The sequence below is a fragment of the Citrobacter arsenatis genome, assembly GCF_004353845.1.
GTDB lineage: Bacteria > Pseudomonadota > Gammaproteobacteria > Enterobacterales > Enterobacteriaceae > Citrobacter > Citrobacter arsenatis.
On sequence record NZ_CP037864.1, the window covers coordinates 2,565,912 to 2,585,468 of the forward strand.

General features: G+C 52.9%; 14 protein-coding genes. 10 read left to right on the forward strand and 4 right to left on the reverse strand.

Features of this window, described 5'->3' with window-relative positions; genetic code table 11:
- Positions 1–109 precede the first annotated feature (109 nt).
- The 3 genes from fdnI to fdnG are packed head-to-tail and all read right to left on the reverse strand — an operon-like array spanning position 110 to position 4,704.
- On the reverse strand, positions 110–766 hold the full coding sequence (fdnI, locus tag E1B03_RS13400) for a formate dehydrogenase-N subunit gamma (protein WP_016153106.1): 657 nt from the start codon (positions 764–766) through the stop codon (positions 110–112).
- Positions 759–1,643 (reverse strand): formate dehydrogenase N subunit beta, encoded by an 885-nt coding sequence (gene fdnH, locus E1B03_RS13405; RefSeq protein ID WP_003833024.1) that lies wholly within the window; start codon positions 1,641–1,643, stop codon positions 759–761. Before fdnH ends, fdnI begins: the two co-directional genes overlap by 8 nt.
- A 13-nt stretch (positions 1,644–1,656) precedes the next feature.
- The gene (gene fdnG, locus E1B03_RS13410; protein ID WP_103770611.1) at positions 1,657–4,704 is read right to left on the reverse strand and encodes a formate dehydrogenase-N subunit alpha; all 3,048 of its coding nucleotides are present in this window, start codon (positions 4,702–4,704) and stop codon (positions 1,657–1,659) included.
- Between the two features lie 288 nt (positions 4,705–4,992).
- Between fdnG and yddG the strand changes: the two genes are divergently transcribed.
- From yddG to E1B03_RS13430, 3 genes are all read left to right on the forward strand, one after another.
- Entirely contained in the window at positions 4,993–5,874 is an 882-nt protein-coding gene (gene yddG, locus E1B03_RS13415) for an aromatic amino acid efflux DMT transporter YddG (protein WP_133086376.1), read from the forward strand.
- A 459-nt stretch (positions 5,875–6,333) separates the two neighbouring features.
- Entirely contained in the window at positions 6,334–7,416 is a 1,083-nt protein-coding gene (gene ompD / locus E1B03_RS13425; RefSeq protein ID WP_103770613.1) for a porin OmpD, read from the forward strand.
- Between the two features lie 143 nt (positions 7,417–7,559).
- Positions 7,560–7,940 carry a GFA family protein gene (locus E1B03_RS13430; RefSeq protein WP_103770614.1) on the forward strand — a complete coding sequence of 127 codons (381 nt, stop codon included), beginning with the start codon at positions 7,560–7,562 and terminating at the stop codon, positions 7,938–7,940.
- Here the strand turns inward: E1B03_RS13430 and E1B03_RS13435 are convergent, their stop codons facing one another.
- A complete protein-coding gene (locus tag E1B03_RS13435) occupies positions 7,941–9,428 on the reverse strand; it encodes an MFS transporter (protein ID WP_133086377.1) in 1,488 nt (495 codons plus the stop codon).
- Between the two features lie 117 nt (positions 9,429–9,545).
- Between E1B03_RS13435 and E1B03_RS13440 the strand changes: the two genes are divergently transcribed.
- From E1B03_RS13440 to E1B03_RS13470, 7 genes are all read left to right on the forward strand, one after another.
- Positions 9,546–10,124, forward strand: coding sequence for a TetR family transcriptional regulator (locus E1B03_RS13440; RefSeq protein WP_133086378.1), 579 nt, complete (start codon positions 9,546–9,548; stop codon positions 10,122–10,124).
- A 212-nt stretch (positions 10,125–10,336) separates the two neighbouring features.
- Positions 10,337–11,722 carry a NarK family nitrate/nitrite MFS transporter gene (locus tag E1B03_RS13445; protein WP_103770617.1) on the forward strand — a complete coding sequence of 462 codons (1,386 nt, stop codon included), beginning with the start codon at positions 10,337–10,339 and terminating at the stop codon, positions 11,720–11,722.
- Between the two features lie 132 nt (positions 11,723–11,854).
- The gene (locus tag E1B03_RS13450) at positions 11,855–15,595 is read left to right on the forward strand and encodes a nitrate reductase subunit alpha (protein ID WP_133086379.1); all 3,741 of its coding nucleotides are present in this window, start codon (positions 11,855–11,857) and stop codon (positions 15,593–15,595) included.
- Positions 15,592–17,136 (forward strand): nitrate reductase subunit beta, encoded by a 1,545-nt coding sequence (gene narH, locus E1B03_RS13455; RefSeq protein WP_008784807.1) that lies wholly within the window; start codon positions 15,592–15,594, stop codon positions 17,134–17,136. Before E1B03_RS13450 ends, narH begins: the two co-directional genes overlap by 4 nt.
- Entirely contained in the window at positions 17,136–17,831 is a 696-nt protein-coding gene (gene narW / locus E1B03_RS13460) for a nitrate reductase molybdenum cofactor assembly chaperone (protein WP_133086380.1), read from the forward strand. Before narH ends, narW begins: the two co-directional genes overlap by 1 nt.
- Positions 17,828–18,508, forward strand: coding sequence for a respiratory nitrate reductase subunit gamma (gene narI, locus E1B03_RS13465; RefSeq protein WP_133086381.1), 681 nt, complete (start codon positions 17,828–17,830; stop codon positions 18,506–18,508). The genes narW and narI overlap by 4 nt, the downstream gene beginning before the upstream one ends.
- A 97-nt stretch (positions 18,509–18,605) precedes the next feature.
- On the forward strand, positions 18,606–19,499 hold the full coding sequence (locus E1B03_RS13470; protein WP_103770621.1) for a PhzF family isomerase: 894 nt from the start codon (positions 18,606–18,608) through the stop codon (positions 19,497–19,499).
- The last annotated feature ends 58 nt before the right edge of the window (positions 19,500–19,557 follow it).

Below are 19,557 nucleotides of genomic sequence, written 5' to 3' on the forward strand. Positions count from 1 at the left end.
ATTGGAAAGACAACACCTTACGTTCAGCAGATGACAGAAACATGACGTTTTTTTGGCAAAAAAATGGCGCTACCGATGTAGCGCCATTTCGTGGAAGTAATTTCAGGGATTAGTTAACCCCTTCCTCACTCTCTTTTTTCGCTTCTTGTCTTTCAACTTCGCGATACCAGCGCGGGTGGTGTTTCTTCGCCCAACGACGGCTTACTTTCCCTTCGACCATGCCTTTAATCGACCCTTTCACCCAGAATGCCATATACATATGGATGAGGATGGCGTGCATCAGGATGATCCCCGCCGCCGCATGGATCAGCAGGCTATAACGCACAACCTGCATCGGGAAGAACTGCGCAAAGTATGGACGCCAGATAATAATACCGGTAATCAACAGCACGAAAATCATGCTCATGATCGACCAGAACATCATCTTCTGCCCGGCGTTGTACTTACCCACATCCGCCACTTTGTGCTCATTGCCTTTCAGCACTTCCACAATGTTCTTCAGCCACGGAATATCTTTTTTATCCGGGATGTTGTGATGAACAAAGCGTACAAACATGAACATTAGCGCCACGAAGATCAGCAGCCCGAAGAACGGGTGCAAAATGCGTCCCATCTGCGGTGTACCGAAGGTCTGCGTCAGCCATTGCAGAGTCGGGAAAAAGAACGAAATCCCCGACAGCGCCACCAGGAAGAAGCAGATCACCACCGTCCAGTGACAGGCGCGGTCGATAAACTTCGTGCGCACAATCATTTTCGACTTACTCATGATGATCCTCCTCGTCGTCGTCCACTTCCTTATTCGGACCGATACCAATGTAGTGGTAAATCAGCCCGGCGAAGGTGGCGATAAATCCGGCAGCGGCCAGCGGTTTCAGCGCCCCTTTCCACAGATTGATAGAGGTATCGATCTGCGGATCTTTCGGCAGGCCGTGATACAGCTCCGGCTGGTTGGCGTGATGCAGAACGTACATAACGTGCGTCCCCCCCACACCTTCCGGGTTGTAGAGACCGGCGTGTTCGAAACCGCGTGCTTTCAGTTTTGCCACACGCTGTTCGCCCATTTCCAGCATTTCCTGCTTGGTGCCGAAATGTATTGCCCCGGTCGGACAGGTCTTCACGCAGGCAGGTTCCTGCCCGACGCTGACCCGGTCGACACACAGCGTACATTTATACACGCGGTTATCCTCTTTATTGAGGCGCGGAATATTAAATGGACACCCGGCAATACAGTAGCCGCAGCCAATACAGTGTTCTGACTGGAAATCGACAATCCCGTTAGCGTACTGGATGATAGCCCCGGCAGACGGGCATGCCTTCAGGCAGCCCGGATCTTCACAGTGCATACAGCCGTCTTTACGAATCAACCACTCCAGCTTGCCGTTCTGTTCGGTTTCGGTAAACCGCATCACCGTCCAGGACTTGGCGCTGAGATCGGCGGGGTTGTCATACACCCCGACGCAGTGACCGACTTCATCGCGGATATCGTTCCACTCTGAGCATGCCACCTGACAGGCCTTACAGCCTATACAGGTGGAAACGTCGATCAGCTTCGCGACCTCGGCTTTGTAATCACGAGCCTGAGGCGGCGGCGTGATGGAGTTTGTTGCGGACCGTTTGATGATGTCCTGCGTTTCCATAGACATATGTTCGCCTCCCTTACGCCTTCTCGATGTTAACTAAAAACGCTTTGTATTCCGGCGTTTGCGAGTTTGCATCACCGACATTCGGCGTCAGGGTGTTGGCGATATAGCCTTTACGCGCGACTCCTTCAAAGCCCCAGTGGATTGGGATCCCAACCGTTTCAACCTGCTGACCGTTGACGTTCAGGGTACGCAGACGACGAGTGACCACGGCAACTGCGCGAATAAATCCACGCTTGCTGCTGACCTTCACGTGATCGCCGTTGTTAATCCCTTTCGCTGCCGCCAGCGTTTCGCTGATTTCCACAAACTGCTCAGGTTGGGCAATCGCATTCAGCAATGCGTGCTTGGTCCAGGTATGGAAATGTTCGGTCAGACGATAGGTCGTCCCGACGTACGGGAAGTCCTGTTTTGTACCCATACGCAATTTATCCGCCTCGTACAGACGCGCTGCCGGGTTGGAGATCACGTTCGGGTGCAGCGGGTTAGTACCCAGCGGCGTTTCCATCGGTTCGTAGTGTTCCGGGAACGGACCTTCCGCCATCTTATCGATAGCGAACAGACGACCCAGACCTTCCGGCTGCATGATAAACGGATTGGTGCCGCTGCCCGGTGCCGCGGTGTTGAAGTCCGGAATATCGTTCCCCGTCCACTTCGTGCCGTTCCACTGGATCAACATGCGTTTTGGATCCCACGGTTTACCCTGCGGATCCGCCGAAGCGCGGTTATACAGCACGCGACGGTTGAGTGGCCATGCCCATGCCCAGCCCAGCGTATTACCGAGACCAGACGGGTCGGCGTTATCGCGGTTGGCCATCTGGTTGCCCTGCTCGGTCCAGCTACCGGTATAAATCCAGCAGGACGATGAGGTAGAACCATCATCGCGCAGTAGCGCAAAGCTGTTAAGCAATTGGCCTTTCTTCGCAACCAGCACACCGTTGGCATCATAGAGATCTTCCAGCGCATAGCCGTTGTTCTCTTTTGCCACTTCCTCGGAATGCGGTTCGTCCGGCTGCTTATAGTTCCAGCTCATTTTCAGAACGGGTTCTACAGCTTTACCGCCTTCAGTGCGATACATGTCGCGCAGACGGTGGTAAATACCGGCCAGAATTTCGCCGTCGTTGCGGGCTTCACCCGGTGCGTCCTGACCTTTCCAGTGCCACTGCAGCCAGCGGCCGGAGTTGGCGATGGAGCCGTCCTCTTCCGCAAAGCAGGTCGATGGCAAACGGAAGACTTCGGTCTGAATAGACGCCGGATCAACGTCGTTTGATTCACCGTGGTTTTGCCAGAACGTCGAGGTTTCGGTCACCAGCGGGTCGATAACCACCAGATACTTCAGTTTGCTCAGGCACTGCACCACTTTGTTTTTGTCCGGGAAGGACGCAACCGGGTTAAAGCCCTGACAGATGTAGCCGGTGACTTTTCCGCTATCCATCATGTTGAAGTATTTGATGACGTCGTAGGACTGATCCCACTTCGGCAGCCACTCAAAGCCCCAGTCATTCTCTTTCTGTGCCGCATTGCCGTAGAAAGACTTCATCAGACTGACGAAGAATTTCGGATAGTTGCCCCAGTAGTTAACCTGGTCGGCCAATGTTGCTTTTGGCGTGTTAGCGGCCAGATAGGTTTGCAGATCTGCCTGTTTTTCTGACGGCAGCGTCAGATAACCTGGCAGACTGGTAGAGAGCAGACCTAAGTCGGTTAATCCCTGAATGTTGGAGTGACCGCGTAAGGCGTTGACCCCGCCACCCGCCATCCCCATGTTGCCGAGCAGCAACTGGATCATCGCCATGGTACGGATGTTCTGTGCCCCGACGGTATGCTGCGTCCAGCCCAGCGCATACAGGAACGTGGTGGTGCGATCCGCCGCGCTGGTAGAAGCCAGCACTTCGCAGACTTTCAGGAAGTCTTCTTTCGGTGTACCGCAGATGTTTTCCACCACATCCGGCGTGTAGCGGGAAACATGCTGTTTTAGCAGATTCCAGACACAGCGAGGATGGCTTAACGTTTCATCGCGTTTCGCGTAGCCGTTTTCATCGAACTGGTAGTTCCAGGACGATTTATCGTATTGGCGTTTTTTCGCGTCGTAACCGCTGAACAGGCCGTCTTCAAAAGCAAAGTCATCCCGCACCAGCAGGCTGGCGTTGGTGTAATGCTTAACGTATTCAGCGTTAATTTTGTTGTTTTCAATCAGGTACAGCAAGACGCCGGACAGGAACGTAATGTCCGTGCCGGAACGAATTGGCGCATAGATATCCGCCACCGAGGCTGTACGAGTAAAACGAGGGTCAACAACAATCAGCGTGGCATCATTGTTGTTTTTGGCTTCCATCGCCCAGCGGAATCCCACTGGATGTGCTTCAGCGGCGTTACCGCCCATCACCATCACGACGTTAGCGTTTTTAATATCAACCCAGTGGTTGGTCATCGCACCGCGACCAAATGTTGGAGCAAGACTTGCTACCGTTGGTCCGTGTCAGACGCGCGCCTGGTTGTCTACTGCCAGCATGCCGAGTGAGCGCACAAATTTTTGCGTCAGCATGCCGGTTTCATTACTTGCCGCAGATGCACACAGCATCCCGGTTGAAAGCCAGCGGTTTACCGTTACGCCCTGCTCATTCTTCTCAATAAAGTTAGCGTCACGGTCAGTTTTCATCAGCTTCGCGATACGGGTGAAAGCCTCATCCCAGCTGATACGCTGCCATTTGTCGGAGCCTGGAGCGCGATATTCCGGGTAACGCAGACGGTTTTCACTGTGCACGTAATCCAGTAATCCTGCGCCTTTAGGACATAAAGCCCCACGGCTCACCGGATGATCCGGATCCCCTTCGATATGGTAAATCGACTCTTTGGCGTTTTTTGCTCCATCTCCCAGGCTATACATTAATAGCCCGCAACCTACGGAACAGTATGTGCAGGTGTTTCGGATCTCTTTGGCGCGTAACAGCTTATAGTTTCGCGCCTGAGCCAGTGCCATTTTGGGTGCAAAACCCAGAGCGGCTACTGTTGTTCCCGCCATACCGCCCGCGCAGATTTTAAAAAATTGTCTGCGGCTGACGTCCATTGCTTTCCTCTTTTTTGCAGGGGTTCGTACATGCCATCTCTCAAATTGCGCCAGCGCGGCATAATTGAAAAATGGCATGTACAACTTCGCGACGAAACTATCAGCTATATCCATATTTTTTTTGCGTCAAATCAATAACGAAACGGTTCCGCTACTAAATAGTGCACTTTGTTTAACCTTTGTACCCATAAGGGAGTATGGGCAAGGCAATTAATTCGCGCGCTACGGTATAAAAGTGCTATAAATTTCAGCTTAATTTTTTGCCAGCGCCATGGACAGACAATCAGAATGACAAAACAAAAAGCAACATTAATTGGGCTCATTGCTATCCTGCTCTGGAGCTCTATGGTCGGACTCATGCGTGGGGTAAGTGAAGGGCTAGGTCCTGCGGGCGGCGCAGCGATGATTTTTTCATTAAGCGGCCTGTTGCTGATATTTACCGTCGGCTTTCCGAATATCAGAAGAATTCCTGTGCGTTATTTAATCGCCGGTAGCGTGCTTTTTGTGAGCTATGAAATATGTTTAGCACTGGCTCTCGGTTATGCGGCTACCCGACACCAGGCTATTGAAGTGGGTATGGTCAATTATCTCTGGCCAAGCCTGACAATATTGTTCGCTATCTTATTTAATGGTCAAAAAACAACCTGGCTGGTGATTCCTGGATTAATTATCGCATTGACCGGGGTGTGTTGGGTATTGGGCGGCGAAAACGGTCTTAATCCGAGTGAGATTATCAGCAATGTTTCTACCAGCCCGCTCAGCTATTTTCTCGCTTTTCTCGGTGCTTTTATCTGGGCAACGTATTGCACGGTGACCAATAAATATGCAAAAGGCTTTAACGGCATCACCGTGTTCGTTTTACTGACCGCTGCAAGTTTGTGGGTTTACTATTTTATTACGCCACAACCAGAAATGGTTTTCAGCACTTCGGTGACGATTAAAATGTTCACCGCGGCATTAACGTTAGGATTTGCCTATGCCGCCTGGAATATTGGCATTTTGCACGGCAACGTCACCGTCATGGCCGTAGGTTCCTATTTTACCCCTGTACTCTCTTCTGCACTGGCTGCGGTGTTGCTCAGCGCCCCGTTGTCGCTTTCCTTCTGGCAAGGTGCGCTGATGGTCTGTGCTGGCTCACTGCTTTGCTGGCTGGCAACCCGCCGCGCTTGAAAAAAATCGGGTTTTATCACAAACAAATAAAACCCGACTATACTTTAAACAAATTGATGAATAATAATTGCTCATTCCACTTGCAGGTTGTGTTTAAATTTGTTTAATTAAATGTTAAATATATGGTAATTAATTAACGATTGAAAGTATTACCCGGTTATCTATATTCCTTAACATGCATATATTACACCTGCGTGACTAACGCCATTTAAACCATAGTTCACACAATAGTCCCCTGCGTAAATATACCCATTCAGATCTGTCACATATATAGATTAATACAATCAGCTATATTATGGAGATCTGGATCACACAACTTCAAATATTTCGCAATATTATGAAACTTATTATTGAACTTATACCACTGCGTCATTTAAAAATAGTTTGCCATTGACGAACCCCTTCGTTTAGCAATGGTTTAGGAAACACACCAAGAAAAAATTATAAGGATTATTTAGAATGAAACTTAAATTAGTTGCAGTGGCAGTGACTAGCCTGTTGGCGGCAGGTGCGGTAAACGCAGCTGAGGTATATAACAAAGACGCAAACAAACTGGATATCTACGGTAAAGTTCACGCTCAGCATTACTTCTCTGACGACAACGGCAGCGATGGCGACAAAACCTACGCGCGTCTGGGCTTCAAAGGCGAAACTCAGATCAACGACCAGCTGGTTGGTTTTGGTCAGTGGGAATATGAATTCAAAGGTAACCGTACTGAATCCACCGGTGGTTCCAACAGCGATAAAACTCGTCTGGCATTCGCTGGTCTGAAATTTGCTGAATACGGTTCTTTCGACTACGGTCGTAACTACGGCGTAGCATACGACATCGGCGCATGGACCGACGTTCTGCCAGAGTTCGGTGGCGATACCTGGACCCAGACTGACGTATTCATGACTGGCCGTACTACCGGCGTTGCAACCTACCGTAACACCGACTTCTTCGGTCTGGTTGAAGGTCTGAACTTTGCTGCTCAGTACCAGGGCAAAAACGACCGTAGCAACGACAAAGAAGCTAACGGTGACGGTTTCGGTCTGTCTTCTACTTACGAGTATGAAGGCTTCGGCGTAGGTGCTACCTATGCGAAATCTGACCGTACTGACTCTCAGAGCAATGCTGGCAGCGCGTTCAAAGCTGACGGTAAAAACGCTGAAGTATGGGCTGCTGGTCTGAAATATGATGCGAACAACATCTACCTGGCAACCACCTACTCCGAAACCCGCAACATGACCACCTATGGTTCTAAAGTTAACGGTATCGCTGATAAAGCACAGAACTTTGAAGTTGTTGCACAGTACCAGTTCGACTTCGGTCTGCGTCCGTCCGTTGCTTACCTGAAATCCAAAGGTAAAGACATCAACAATTACGGCGACCAGGATCTGGTTGAATACGTAGACCTGGGTGCTACCTACTACTTCAACAAAAACATGTCTACCTTCGTTGATTACAAAATCAACCTGCTGGATGACAATGCCTTCACCAATGCTGCCGGTGTAAGCACCGACAACATCGTTGCTGTTGGTCTGAACTACCAGTTCTAATTTTGTTGTAGTCTGAATACAAAGCCAGTCCTTTAAGGGCTGGCTTTTTCTCTTAATGTAGACTCGGTCATAAGGAGTATGCCGTGCAGACATTCACTGGTCGTTGTCTTTGCGGACAGAGTCATTTTACCGTCGACGTCGAAATGCTGGATGTCTATGCCTGCCATTGCACCTTGTGCCAAAAGTGGTCGGGTGGCATCGCTATGTATCTGGAAGCCAGCACTCACCCGCTGATGTCGCCGGATTCAGCAGAACCTTCGCACTTTCCTTCTTCAAATCGTGGTGAACGTTTCTTTTGTTCCGGTTGCGGATGCCCGCTGTGGTTTACCTTAACGGGCAGCGATCGCTATTTTGTCCCGTGGACGCTGTTGGAACTCAATGAGGTAGATCGCCGCCGCCTGGTGTTAGCGGCAGAGATCTATACGGAAACACAACCTGCATTCTGGAGACTGACGGGGCAATACGCTCGACTGAGTGGGAAAGAAGTCGAAGAGATGGATTACCCCTGTCATTTAGCCCATTAGTTACTGGCGCTGTACCTTCGCCAGGCTGAACCACATTCCTATCGCTAATATGATAAGCATACTGCCGGCGCTGCTTAAGGCCACGCTGTGCGACCAGGTAAAAGCTTCTCTGGCAGCCGACAGTAACGCTTCACTCAGCGACGATGGCAGCGAATGTGCCAGTTGCACCGCTTCACCCATTGACGAGGTGGCGCGTTCTATCTCCTGCGGATTAAGTCCGACTGGCGGTAGAATCGAGGCTGAAAAACTGCGGCTTAACAGCAAACCAAAGATTGCGATCCCAAGCCCGGCGCCCAATTCATAAGCCATCGTCTCGATGGCGCCCGCAGCCGCGGCTTTTTCTGCCGGAGCTGCCGCCATGATGGCCGCTGTTGAGGCCAGAAGCGCACTTGCCGCGCTAAAACCGAGTAATGCCATTAATACCCAGGCTTGAATCTGCTGGGTGCTGAAATCCGTCATCGCCAGGCCGTAAAAACTCACCGCGCTCAGCGCCATGCCCGCCGTGGCCACACAACGTAATCCCAGGCGTGAAACCAGCATACCGGCAATCGACCCGCTGAAGCCGCTTGCCAGCATCACCGGCAGCATAAACAGTCCTGCCTGATACGGCGTTAAACCGTGAACAAACTGTAGCTCCTGGGCCATCAGCAACTCGAAACCTACCAGCGTTATCATCGCGGTCATCGCCATCACTACGCCGCTTAAAATGATGCGATGCGTGAACAGCCGCATATCAATCATCGGGCGGGAAGCGGCAAGCTGGATGCGGACAAACTGCCACAACAGCAAAGCGCCGGTTAACAGCGTCAGGGCAATGGCAACGGTCGCCGTATGTCCTTTCAGCGCGGTTTTGGCGCTGTAAACCAACAGCAGAATGGCGACAATCAGCATTATCGCATGACCAAAATTTAACGATTGATCGCGACGTCCGGCCTGGCGCGGCACTAAGCGTGCGGTTAAGGCCATGACCACCAGAACAATCGGCACATTAATTAAGAACACGGATCCCCAGTAGAAGTGCTCCAGCAGCATCCCGCCAACCAATGGACCAAATGCCGCACCGCCGGAACCGACGGCGGCCCAGACGCCGAGCGCCATGTTGCGATGCCGCTGCTCAGCGAACGTGGCGCGAATCCCCGCCAGCGTTGCCGGAACAATCATCGCCGCGCCAATTGCCAATACCGCCCGGGTAGCAATCAGCCAGCTGGCGCTATGAGCAAAGGCCGCCGCCAGCGATGCAAGGCCAAATAAGCCAGCGCCTAACAGCAGCAGACGTTTAAAGCCGATGCGATCGCCCAGCGCGCCCATTGGCAATACCATACCGGCCATTACCAGGGAATAAATATCAATGATCCACAGCAACTCGTTACCACTGGCGCCCAGCGTCATACTCAGCGTGGGCGCGGCAACGTGCAGCACCGTTGCATCAATCGCAACAGGGATGTAGACCAGCACAATAATGACGAGCGTTAACCACTGACGAAACATAAAACTCCCTAACGAAACTTAAACTGGACACATGTCCAACTTGGGCGATCCTACGGAAAATTGAACGCATGTCCAACTTTTTGTTAGACTGCGTGATATACGGGTACAGGAGGAAAGATGAGCTATCTGAATCGGGATGAACGTCGGGAAGTTATTCTGCAGGCGGCCATGCGTGTCGCGCTTGAGGAAGGGTTTACCGCTATGACGGTGCGACGCATTGCAGCCGAAGCGCATGTCGCGACGGGCCAACTGCATCATCATTTTGCCTCTGCGGGCGAACTCAAATCCCAGGCATTTGTGCGTCTGATCCGTACCCTACTCGACGCGGAACTGGTCAGTGAAAACGCCAGCTTCCGTGAGCGACTGCATGCCATGCTGGGCAGTGAAGATGGCGGGTTCGAACCCTACATTAAGCTGTGGCGTGAAGCGCAGGTTGTGGCGAGTAAAGATCCAGAAATCAAAAGCGCCTACCTGTTGACCATGCGGATGTGGCACGAAGAGACCGCCAACATTATCGCTCAGGGACAGAAAGCCGGTGAGTTCTCCTCCATTCCAGATGCCGCCGACGTCGCCTGGCGCTTAATCGCACTGGTCTGCGGTCTGGATGGGATGTACATATTAGGCATTGAGGAAATGGCCGATCCTGCCTTCGATCGCCATCTTGATCGTATGATTACGCTGGAGTTATTTATTTGACGCAATAGATGAATTAACAATACACCTTTTATATTTACAATTAGTAACACTTGAGCAACGTGTAATTCTCCCATCACGCCGCGTTATTGCACTTTTTTATCTATTCTTTCAGTCAATATTCCTAAAACTTTTCAATAGTTTCTAAAAAGAAGCCGCGCGGCGCTGCATGCGTTTATTTCTTTTTCATGAACGGCATGTGCATGGAGAATAATATGTCATCATCAAATGAGAAAAGTAATCGTTATCTTTTAACTGACTGGAAACCAGAGAACCCCGGCTTTTGGGAAAACAAAGGCAAGCATATTGCACGAAGAAACCTCTGGATATCAGTGAGTTGCCTGCTGCTTGCGTTCTGCGTCTGGATGTTGTTCAGTGCCGTGGCCGTTAATCTGAATAAAATTGGCTTTAATTTCACCACCGACCAACTGTTTTTATTAACGGCATTACCTTCTCTTTCTGGTGCAATATTGCGCGTTCCCTACTCCTTTATGGTACCTATATTTGGTGGGCGTCGTTGGACCATTTTTAGCACGATCATTCTGGTTGTTCCCTGCGTTTGGCTCGGATTTGCCGTGCAAAATACCGCTACTCCGTTTGGCGTATTTATTATTATTGCGCTGATGTGTGGTTTTGCTGGCGCTAACTTTGCTTCCAGCATGGGCAATATCAGCTTTTTCTTCCCCAAAGCGAAGCAAGGTAGCGCGTTAGGCGTTAACGGTGGTCTTGGCAACCTCGGCGTCAGCGTGATGCAGTTGATCGCGCCTTTGGTTATCTTTCTGCCCATCTTTACCTTTTTGGGCGTTCAGGGCGTACCGCAAGCTGACGGCTCGTTATTGTCGCTGGCCAATGCCGCGTGGATTTGGGTGCCGTTACTGCTGATAGCCACCGTAGCAGCAGGCATGGGAATGAACGACATTGCCAGTTCGAAGGCTTCGATCGCTTCCCAGTTACCGGTCCTTAAGCGTTTTCATCTGTGGTTATTAAGCCTGCTGTATCTTGCCACCTTCGGTTCATTTATCGGTTTTTCGGCAGGCTTTGCCATGCTGGCGAAAACCCAGTTCCCTGACGTGAATATCCTGCAACTGGCGTTCTTCGGCCCTTTCATCGGCGCGCTTGCGCGATCGGCGGGCGGCGTTATCTCTGACAAGTTCGGTGGTGTCCGCGTCACGTTAATTAACTTCATCTTTATGGCGCTGTTTAGCGCCCTGCTGTTTCTCACCCTGCCAGGTTCGGGAGAAGGTAACTTTGTCGCTTTCTACCTGGTGTTTATGGGCTTATTCCTGACCGCGGGTTTGGGAAGCGGGTCGACCTTCCAGATGATTGCGGTGATCTTTCGCAAAATCACGATTTACCGGGTGAAGCTGCACGGTGGTACCGAAGAACAGGCTCAACGTGAAGCGGTAACCGATACCGCCGCCGCCCTGGGATTCATCTCAGCCATTGGCGCTGTAGGGGGCTTCTTCATCCCTAAAGCGTTTGGATCATCGCTGGCATTAACCGGCTCTCCGGTGGGTGCCATGAAAATATTCCTCGTGTTTTACATCGTCTGCGTGCTGGTGACCTGGCTGGTCTATGGCCGTAAATCACAAAAAAAATAACGAAATGGAAACCGCAGGATCGAACGGTTATGTAGGTCGGATAAGGCGTTAGCCGCCATCCGGCATATGACGTCTTATCAGGTCAGGCGTTCGATTCACCGTCGGCAATATTACCGAAGCAGGAGTTATGTCATGAGTAAACTGTTAGACCGCTTTCGCTACTTTAAACAAAAGGGCGATACGTTTGCCGAGGGGCACGGGCAAGTAATGCACACCAACCGCGACTGGGAAGACAGTTATCGTCAACGCTGGCAGTTCGACAAAATTGTGCGTTCTACCCACGGCGTTAACTGTACCGGCTCATGTAGCTGGAAAATCTACGTCAAAAACGGACTGGTAACCTGGGAAACGCAGCAAACCGACTACCCGCGTACCCGCCCTGACCTGCCAAATCATGAACCCCGCGGCTGCCCACGCGGCGCCAGCTATTCCTGGTATCTTTACAGCGCCAACCGCCTGAAGTATCCGCTGGTGCGTAAACGTCTGATAGAACTGTGGCGCGACGCCCTGTCCCGCCAGCCCGATCCGGTGCTGGCCTGGGAATCCATTATGAACGACCCGCAAAAATGCCAGAGCTACAAGCAGGTGCGCGGGCGCGGAGGGTTTATCCGTTCCAACTGGAAAGAGCTTAATCAGTTGATTGCCGCCGCCAACGTCTGGACGGTGAAAACCTATGGCCCGGACCGCGTGGCCGGATTCTCTCCGATCCCGGCGATGTCGATGGTCTCCTATGCCGCTGGCACGCGCTATCTCTCGCTACTGGGCGGAACCTGCCTGAGCTTTTATGACTGGTATTGCGATTTACCGCCCGCGTCACCGATGACCTGGGGCGAGCAGACCGATGTGCCAGAATCCGCCGACTGGTATAACTCCAGTTATATCATCGCCTGGGGCTCTAACGTGCCGCAGACCCGTACCCCTGACGCGCACTTTTTTACAGAAGTACGCTACAAAGGCACTAAGACGATTGCCATTACCCCGGATTACTCAGAAGTCGCCAAACTGTGCGACCAGTGGCTGGCACCCAAGCAAGGCACAGACAGCGCGCTGGCGATGGCAATGGGCCACGTCATTCTGAAAGAGTTCCACCTCGACAATCCCAGCGATTATTTCCTCAATTACTGCCGTCGCTATACCGATATGCCGATGCTGGTTTTACTGGATGCCCGGGAAGATGGCAGCTATGTGCCTGGACGCATGATGCGTGCCTCAGACCTTGTCGATGGTCTGGGCGAAAGCAACAATCCAGAGTGGAAAACGGTAGCTTTTAACAGCGCAGGTGAACTGGTGGTCCCGAACGGGTCAATCGGTTTTCGCTGGGGCGAGAAAGGCAAATGGAACCTGGAGCCCCTGGCGGCTGGCGCGGAAACAGAACTTTCTCTCTCGCTGCTCGGTCAGCATGATGAAGTGACCGGCGTGGCATTCCCCTATTTTGGTGGCAACGAAAACCCGCATTTTCGCAGTGTAAAACAAGAGCCGGTGCTGATCCGTCAACTGCCGGTAAAACATCTTAACCTCGCTGATGGGAGTCGTTGCCCGGTAGTGAGCGTCTATGATCTGGTGCTGGCGAATTACGGTCTCGACCGTGGTCTGGATGACGTTCATAGCGCACAAGACTACAGCGAAGTGAAAGCCTACACCCCGGCCTGGGGCGAGCAAATTACCGGCGTGCCACGCCGTCATATCGAACAAATCGCCCGCGAGTTTGCCGATACGGCACATAAAACGCATGGCCGTTCGATGATCATCCTTGGAGCTGGCGTCAACCACTGGTATCACATGGATATGAACTACCGTGGGATGATTAACATCCTCGTGTTCTGTGGTTGCGTGGGGCAAAGCGGCGGCGGCTGGGCGCACTATGTGGGTCAGGAGAAACTACGTCCGCAAACCGGTTGGTTGCCGCTGGCCTTTGCGCTGGACTGGAACCGCCCACCGCGTCAGATGAACAGCACGTCGTTTTTCTACAACCACTCCAGCCAGTGGCGTTATGAAAAACTCACCGCGCAGGAACTCCTCTCTCCGCTGGCCGATGCGTCGAAGTTTAGCGGACATTTGATTGACTTTAACGTGCGTGCAGAAAGGATGGGCTGGCTGCCGTCCGCGCCGCAGCTTAACCTCAACCCACTGACCGTTAAAGCAAAAGCCGAACAAGCGGGGTTGTCTCCTGCGCAATACACCGCGCAGGCGCTGAAATCGGGTGATATTCGTTTTGCCTGCGAGCAGCCGGATAGCGGTAGCAACCATCCGCGCAATCTCTTCGTCTGGCGCTCTAACCTACTCGGCTCATCCGGTAAAGGGCATGAATACATGCTCAAGTATTTACTGGGTACCGAAAGCGGGATCCAGGGGGAAGCGCTTGGCTCAAGCGAGGGTATTAAACCTGAAGAAGTTGAATGGCAGTCCGCGGCGATAGAGGGCAAACTCGATCTGCTGGTCACGCTCGATTTCCGTATGTCGAGCACCTGCCTGTTCTCCGATATCGTTTTGCCGACCGCGACCTGGTATGAAAAAGACGATATGAATACCTCGGATATGCATCCGTTTATTCACCCGCTGTCGGCGGCGGTCGATCCCGCGTGGGAATCGAAGAGCGATTGGGAAATTTATAAAGGCATCGCCAAAGTATTCTCTGAGGTTTGCGTCGGACATCTTGGACAAGAAACGGATGTGGTATTGCAACCGTTGCAACACGACTCCCCGGCAGAACTGGCGCAACCGTTTGATATTCAGGACTGGCGCAAAGGCGAATGCGATCTTATCCCGGGGAAAACGGCACCCAATATTGCCGTTGTGGAGCGTGACTACCCTGCCACCTACGAACGCTTTACCTCACTTGGTCCACTCATGGACAAGCTCGGCAACGGCGGGAAAGGCATAGCGTGGAATACCCAGACGGAAGTCGATTTTCTCGGCAAGCTGAACTACACCAAGCGTGAAGGCCCGGCAAAAGGACGCCCGCTGATTGACACCGCGCTGGATGCCTCGGAGGTGATCCTTGCCCTGGCGCCGGAAACGAACGGTCAGGTGGCGGTGAAAGCCTGGGAAGCGCTGGGGGCGATGACCGGACGCGACCATACGCATCTGGCGTTGAACAAAGAAGACGAGAAGATCCGTTTTCGCGATATCCAGGCGCAGCCGCGCAAAATCATCTCCAGCCCTACCTGGTCCGGGCTGGAAAGTGAACATGTTTCCTATAACGCTGGTTATACCAACGTCCACGAGCTGATCCCCTGGCGTACCCTGTCCGGTCGCCAGCAGCTGTATCAGGATCACGCGTGGATGCGTGCGTTCGGTGAAAGCCTGGTGGCGTATCGTCCACCTATCGATACCCGTAGCGTCAGCGAAATGCGCGAAGTTCCGCCTAACGGCTTCCCGGAAAAAGCACTCAACTTCCTGACCCCGCACCAGAAATGGGGGATCCACTCTACCTACAGCGAAAACCTGCTGATGCTGACGCTGTCGCGCGGCGGCCCGATTGTCTGGATCAGCGAGACCGATGCCAAAGAGTTGGGCATTGAGGATAACGACTGGATTGAAGCGTTCAACGCCAACGGTGCGCTCACCGCGCGTGCGGTGGTGAGTCAGCGTGTGCCACCGGGAATGACCATGATGTACCACGCTCAGGAGCGAATCATTAATATCCCTGGCTCGGAAGTCACCGGAATGCGTGGCGGGATCCATAACTCAGTCACCCGCGTTTGCCCGAAACCCACGCATATGATCGGCGGCTATGCGCAGCTGGCATACAGCTTCAACTATTACGGCACGGTCGGCTCTAACCGCGATGAGTTCATCATGATTAGAAAAATGAAAAATATTAACTGGCTGGATGATGAAGGTCGCGATCAGGTACAGGAGGCGAAAAAATGAAAATACGCTCACAGGTAGGCATGGTTCTTAATCTGGATAAGTGCATCGGCTGCCACACCTGCTCCGTCACCTGTAAAAACGTCTGGACCGGGCGTGAAGGGATGGAATATGCGTGGTTTAACAACGTTGAAACCAAACCCGGTATTGGTTATCCGAAAAACTGGGAAGATCAGGAAGAGTGGCAAGGCGGCTGGGTTCGCGATGTTAACGGCAAGATAAGACCGCGTCTGGGCGGCAAGATGGGCGTGATCACCAAAATTTTCGCCAACCCGGTGATCCCGCAAATCGATGATTATTATGAACCGTTTACCTACGATTATCAGCATCTGCATAGCGCGCCGGAAAGCAAGAATCAGCCCACCGCGCGTCCGCGCTCGCTGATCGATGGCAAACGGATGGACAAGATAATCTGGGGCCCCAACTGGGAAGAGCTGCTCGGCGGCGAATTTTCAAAACGTGCCCGTGACCGTAACTTTGAGAAGATGCAAAAGGAGATGTACGGCCAGTTCGAAAACACCTTCATGATGTATTTACCGCGCCTGTGCGAACACTGCCTGAACCCAAGCTGCGTCGCCACCTGCCCGAGCGGTGCCATCTATAAGCGTGAAGAAGATGGCATCGTGCTGATCGACCAGGACAAATGTCGCGGCTGGCGTTTGTGCATCAGCGGTTGTCCGTACAAAAAAATCTACTTTAACTGGAAGAGCGGTAAATCAGAGAAGTGCATTTTCTGCTACCCGCGTATTGAGTCCGGCCAGCCGACGGTATGTTCGGAAACCTGCGTTGGGCGTATCCGTTATCTCGGCGTATTGCTGTACGACGCCGACCGTATCGAAGAAGCGGCCAGCACCGAGCATGAAACCGATCTCTATGAGCGTCAGTGCGATGTGTTCCTCAATCCGCACGACCCGGCGGTGATTGAAGAAGCGTTAAAACAAGGTATTCCGCATAACGTCATCGAAGCGGCCCAACGTTCGCCGGTTTACAAAATGGCGATGGACTGGAAGCTGGCGTTGCCGCTGCACCCGGAATATCGCACCCTGCCGATGGTCTGGTATGTACCGCCATTGTCACCAATTCAGTCGGTCGCCGACGCGGGCGGACTGCCGCACAATGGCAACATTTTGCCGGCGGTTGAATCACTGCGAATTCCGGTTCAGTACCTCGCTAACATGTTAAGCGCAGGCGATACCGGTCCGGTGCTGCGCGCGCTCAAACGGATGATGGCCATGCGCCACTATATGCGTGCGCAAACCGTCGAAGGCGTGACGGACACCCGCGCGATTGAGGAAGTGGGTCTGACCGTTGAGCAGGTCGAGGAGATGTATCGCTATCTGGCCATCGCCAACTATGAAGACCGCTTCGTGATCCCAACCAGCCACCGTGAAATGGCGCGCGACGCCTTCCCGGAGAAAAACGGCTGTGGATTTACCTTCGGTGACGGCTGCCATGGTTCAGATACCAAATTCAATCTGTTTAACAGCAGTCGTATTGATGCCATCGACATCACCGAAGTGCGCGATAAAGCGGAGGGTGAATAATGCAAATCCTGAAGGTTATCGGCCTGCTGATGGAATATCCCGACGAGCTGCTGTGGGAGTGTAAAGACGACGCGCTGGCGCTTGTGGCCAGCGAAGCCCCAATGCTGACCGAATTTAGCCAGGGGTTGCTCAATGCGCCACTGCTGGATAAACAAGCGGAATGGTGCGAAATCTTCGACCGGGGCCGGGCTACCTCTCTGCTGCTGTTTGAGCACGTGCACGCCGAATCCCGCGACCGGGGCCAGGCGATGGTTGATCTGCTGGCGCAGTACGAGAAGGTTGGGCTGCAGCTCAACTGCCGCGAACTGCCGGATCATTTGCCGTTGTATCTGGAGTATCTGAGCGTACTGCCAGAGGCCGAGGCCAAAGAAGGACTGCAGAACGTCGCACCGATTTTGGCGTTACTGGGTGGACGCTTAAAACAGCGCGATACACCGTGGTATCAACTGTTCGACGCCCTGCTGCTGCTTGCCGGAAGCCCTCTTTCAAGTGACAGCGTCACTAAACAGGTTGGCGCGGAAACTCGCGATGATACCCGTCAGGCGCTGGATGCGGTCTGGGAAGAGGAACAGGTGAAGTTTATCGAAGATAACGCCACCGCCTGCGACAGCTCACCGTTACAAAACTATCAACGACGCTTTAGCCAGGACGTGGCGCCGCAGTATGTCGACGTCAGCGCGGGAGGCCCGAAATGATACAGTACCTGAACGTCTTTTTTTACGATATCTATCCGTACCTGTGCGGGACGGTGTTTATCCTCGGCAGTTGGCTACGCTATGACTACGGGCAATACACCTGGCGCGCCTCTTCCAGCCAGATGCTGGACAAACGCGGTATGGTGTTATGGTCGAACCTGTTCCACATCGGCATTCTGGGGATCTTTTTCGGGCACCTGTTCGGCATGTTAACACCGCACTGGATGTATGCCTGGTTCCTGCCGATTGCGGTCAAGCAACAGATGGCGATGATTGCCGGCGGGCTATGTGGCGTGCTGACGCTGATTGGTGGCGCAGGCTTGCTGGTGCGCCGTCTGACCAACCCGCGCATTCGTGCAACCTCTTCCACCGCCGATATTCTGATCCTCTGCATTCTGCTGATTCAGTGTATCCTCGGCTTAACCACTATCCCATTCTCTGCGCAGCATCCTGACGGCAGTGAAATGCTGAAACTGGTTGGTTGGGCGCAGTCGGTGGTGACTTTTCAGGGCGGTGCGTCTGCACATCTGGATGGCGTGGCGTTGATTTTCCGCGTGCATCTGGTTCTCGGGATGACTATCTTCCTGCTGTTCCCGTTCACACGTCTGGTCCACGTGTGGAGTGCGCCGTTTGAGTACTTTACTCGCCGCTATCAAATCGTGCGTTCCCGCCGATAATGTCCTCTGCTGCCCGGTAGCGCATGCGCTTACCGGGCAGCATCGCTATCCCGCTTTTTGTACGTTATGATGCTTCTCCATTCCAGGGAGAACGCTAATGAAACCACAGGTTTATCATGTTGATGCCTTTACTTCGGTCCCCTTTCGCGGCAATTCAGCGGGCGTGGTTTTGCATGCCGACGGACTGAGCGAAGCGCAAATGCAGCTCATTGCCCGCGAGCTGCGCCATTCGGAAACCGCATTCCTGCTGACCAGCGACGACAGCGATGTTCGCATCCGCTATTTCACGCCGACGGTCGAAGTGCCTATCTGTGGACATGCTACCGTCGCCGCACATTATGTGCGGGCCAAGGTGCTGGGTCTGGGCAACTGCACGGTCTGGCAAACCTCGCTGGCCGGACGTCATCGGGTGGATATCGAAGCTACCGGGGATGACTATCGCATCAGCCTTGAGCAAGGTGTACCCGGATTTGAACCTCCACTGGAAGGCGCTGTTCGGGCCGCGATTATCAATGCTCTGCACCTGAGCGAAGACGATATGCTGACAGGCTTACCCATTCAGGTTGCCACCACCGGACATTCGAAAGTGATGATCCCACTGAAGCCTGAGGTGGATCTCGACGCCCTTTCCCCTGATTTACCGGCGCTGACCGCCATCAGCCAGCAAATAGGCTGTAACGGTTTCTTCCCTTTTCAAATCCGTCCGGGCGAAAACGCTACTGATGGCCGCATGTTTTCGCCTGCCATTGGTATTGTGGAAGACCCTGTTACCGGCAATGCCAACGGTCCAATGGGTGCATGGCTGGTTCACCATGGGCTGATGGCGCATGATGGCAAAACGTTACGTGTTCAGGGGCATCAGGGCCGCGCGCTCGGGCGCGACGGGATTGTTGATGTAACGGTGACTATCCGTGAAAACCAGCCGGATAAAGTCACCATTACCGGTTCGGCGGTGATCCTGTTTCACGCAGAATGGGCGATAGATTTTTAATCGTTTCCGTAGGCCGGATAAGGCGATGACGCCGCATCCGGCATAACGTCAGATGCCC

Excerpts from the sequence above, each read along its gene's own strand:
- fdnI (WP_016153106.1), bottom strand. The coding sequence starts at position 766 with ATGAGTAAGTCGAAAATGATTGTGCGCACGAAGTTTATCGACCGCGCC.
- fdnH (WP_003833024.1), bottom strand. The coding sequence starts at position 1,643 with ATGTCTATGGAAACGCAGGACATCATCAAACGGTCCGCAACAAACTCC.
- yddG (WP_133086376.1), top strand. The coding sequence starts at position 4,993 with ATGACAAAACAAAAAGCAACATTAATTGGGCTCATTGCTATCCTGCTC.
- ompD (WP_103770613.1), top strand. The coding sequence starts at position 6,334 with ATGAAACTTAAATTAGTTGCAGTGGCAGTGACTAGCCTGTTGGCGGCA.
- E1B03_RS13430 (WP_103770614.1), top strand. The coding sequence starts at position 7,560 with ATGCTGGATGTCTATGCCTGCCATTGCACCTTGTGCCAAAAGTGGTCG.
- E1B03_RS13435 (WP_133086377.1), bottom strand. The coding sequence starts at position 9,428 with ATGTTTCGTCAGTGGTTAACGCTCGTCATTATTGTGCTGGTCTACATC.
- E1B03_RS13440 (WP_133086378.1), top strand. The coding sequence starts at position 9,546 with ATGAGCTATCTGAATCGGGATGAACGTCGGGAAGTTATTCTGCAGGCG.
- E1B03_RS13445 (WP_103770617.1), top strand. The coding sequence starts at position 10,337 with ATGTCATCATCAAATGAGAAAAGTAATCGTTATCTTTTAACTGACTGG.
- E1B03_RS13450 (WP_133086379.1), top strand. The coding sequence starts at position 11,855 with ATGAGTAAACTGTTAGACCGCTTTCGCTACTTTAAACAAAAGGGCGAT.
- narH (WP_008784807.1), top strand. The coding sequence starts at position 15,592 with ATGAAAATACGCTCACAGGTAGGCATGGTTCTTAATCTGGATAAGTGC.
- narW (WP_133086380.1), top strand. The coding sequence starts at position 17,136 with ATGCAAATCCTGAAGGTTATCGGCCTGCTGATGGAATATCCCGACGAG.
- narI (WP_133086381.1), top strand. The coding sequence starts at position 17,828 with ATGATACAGTACCTGAACGTCTTTTTTTACGATATCTATCCGTACCTG.
- E1B03_RS13470 (WP_103770621.1), top strand. The coding sequence starts at position 18,606 with ATGAAACCACAGGTTTATCATGTTGATGCCTTTACTTCGGTCCCCTTT.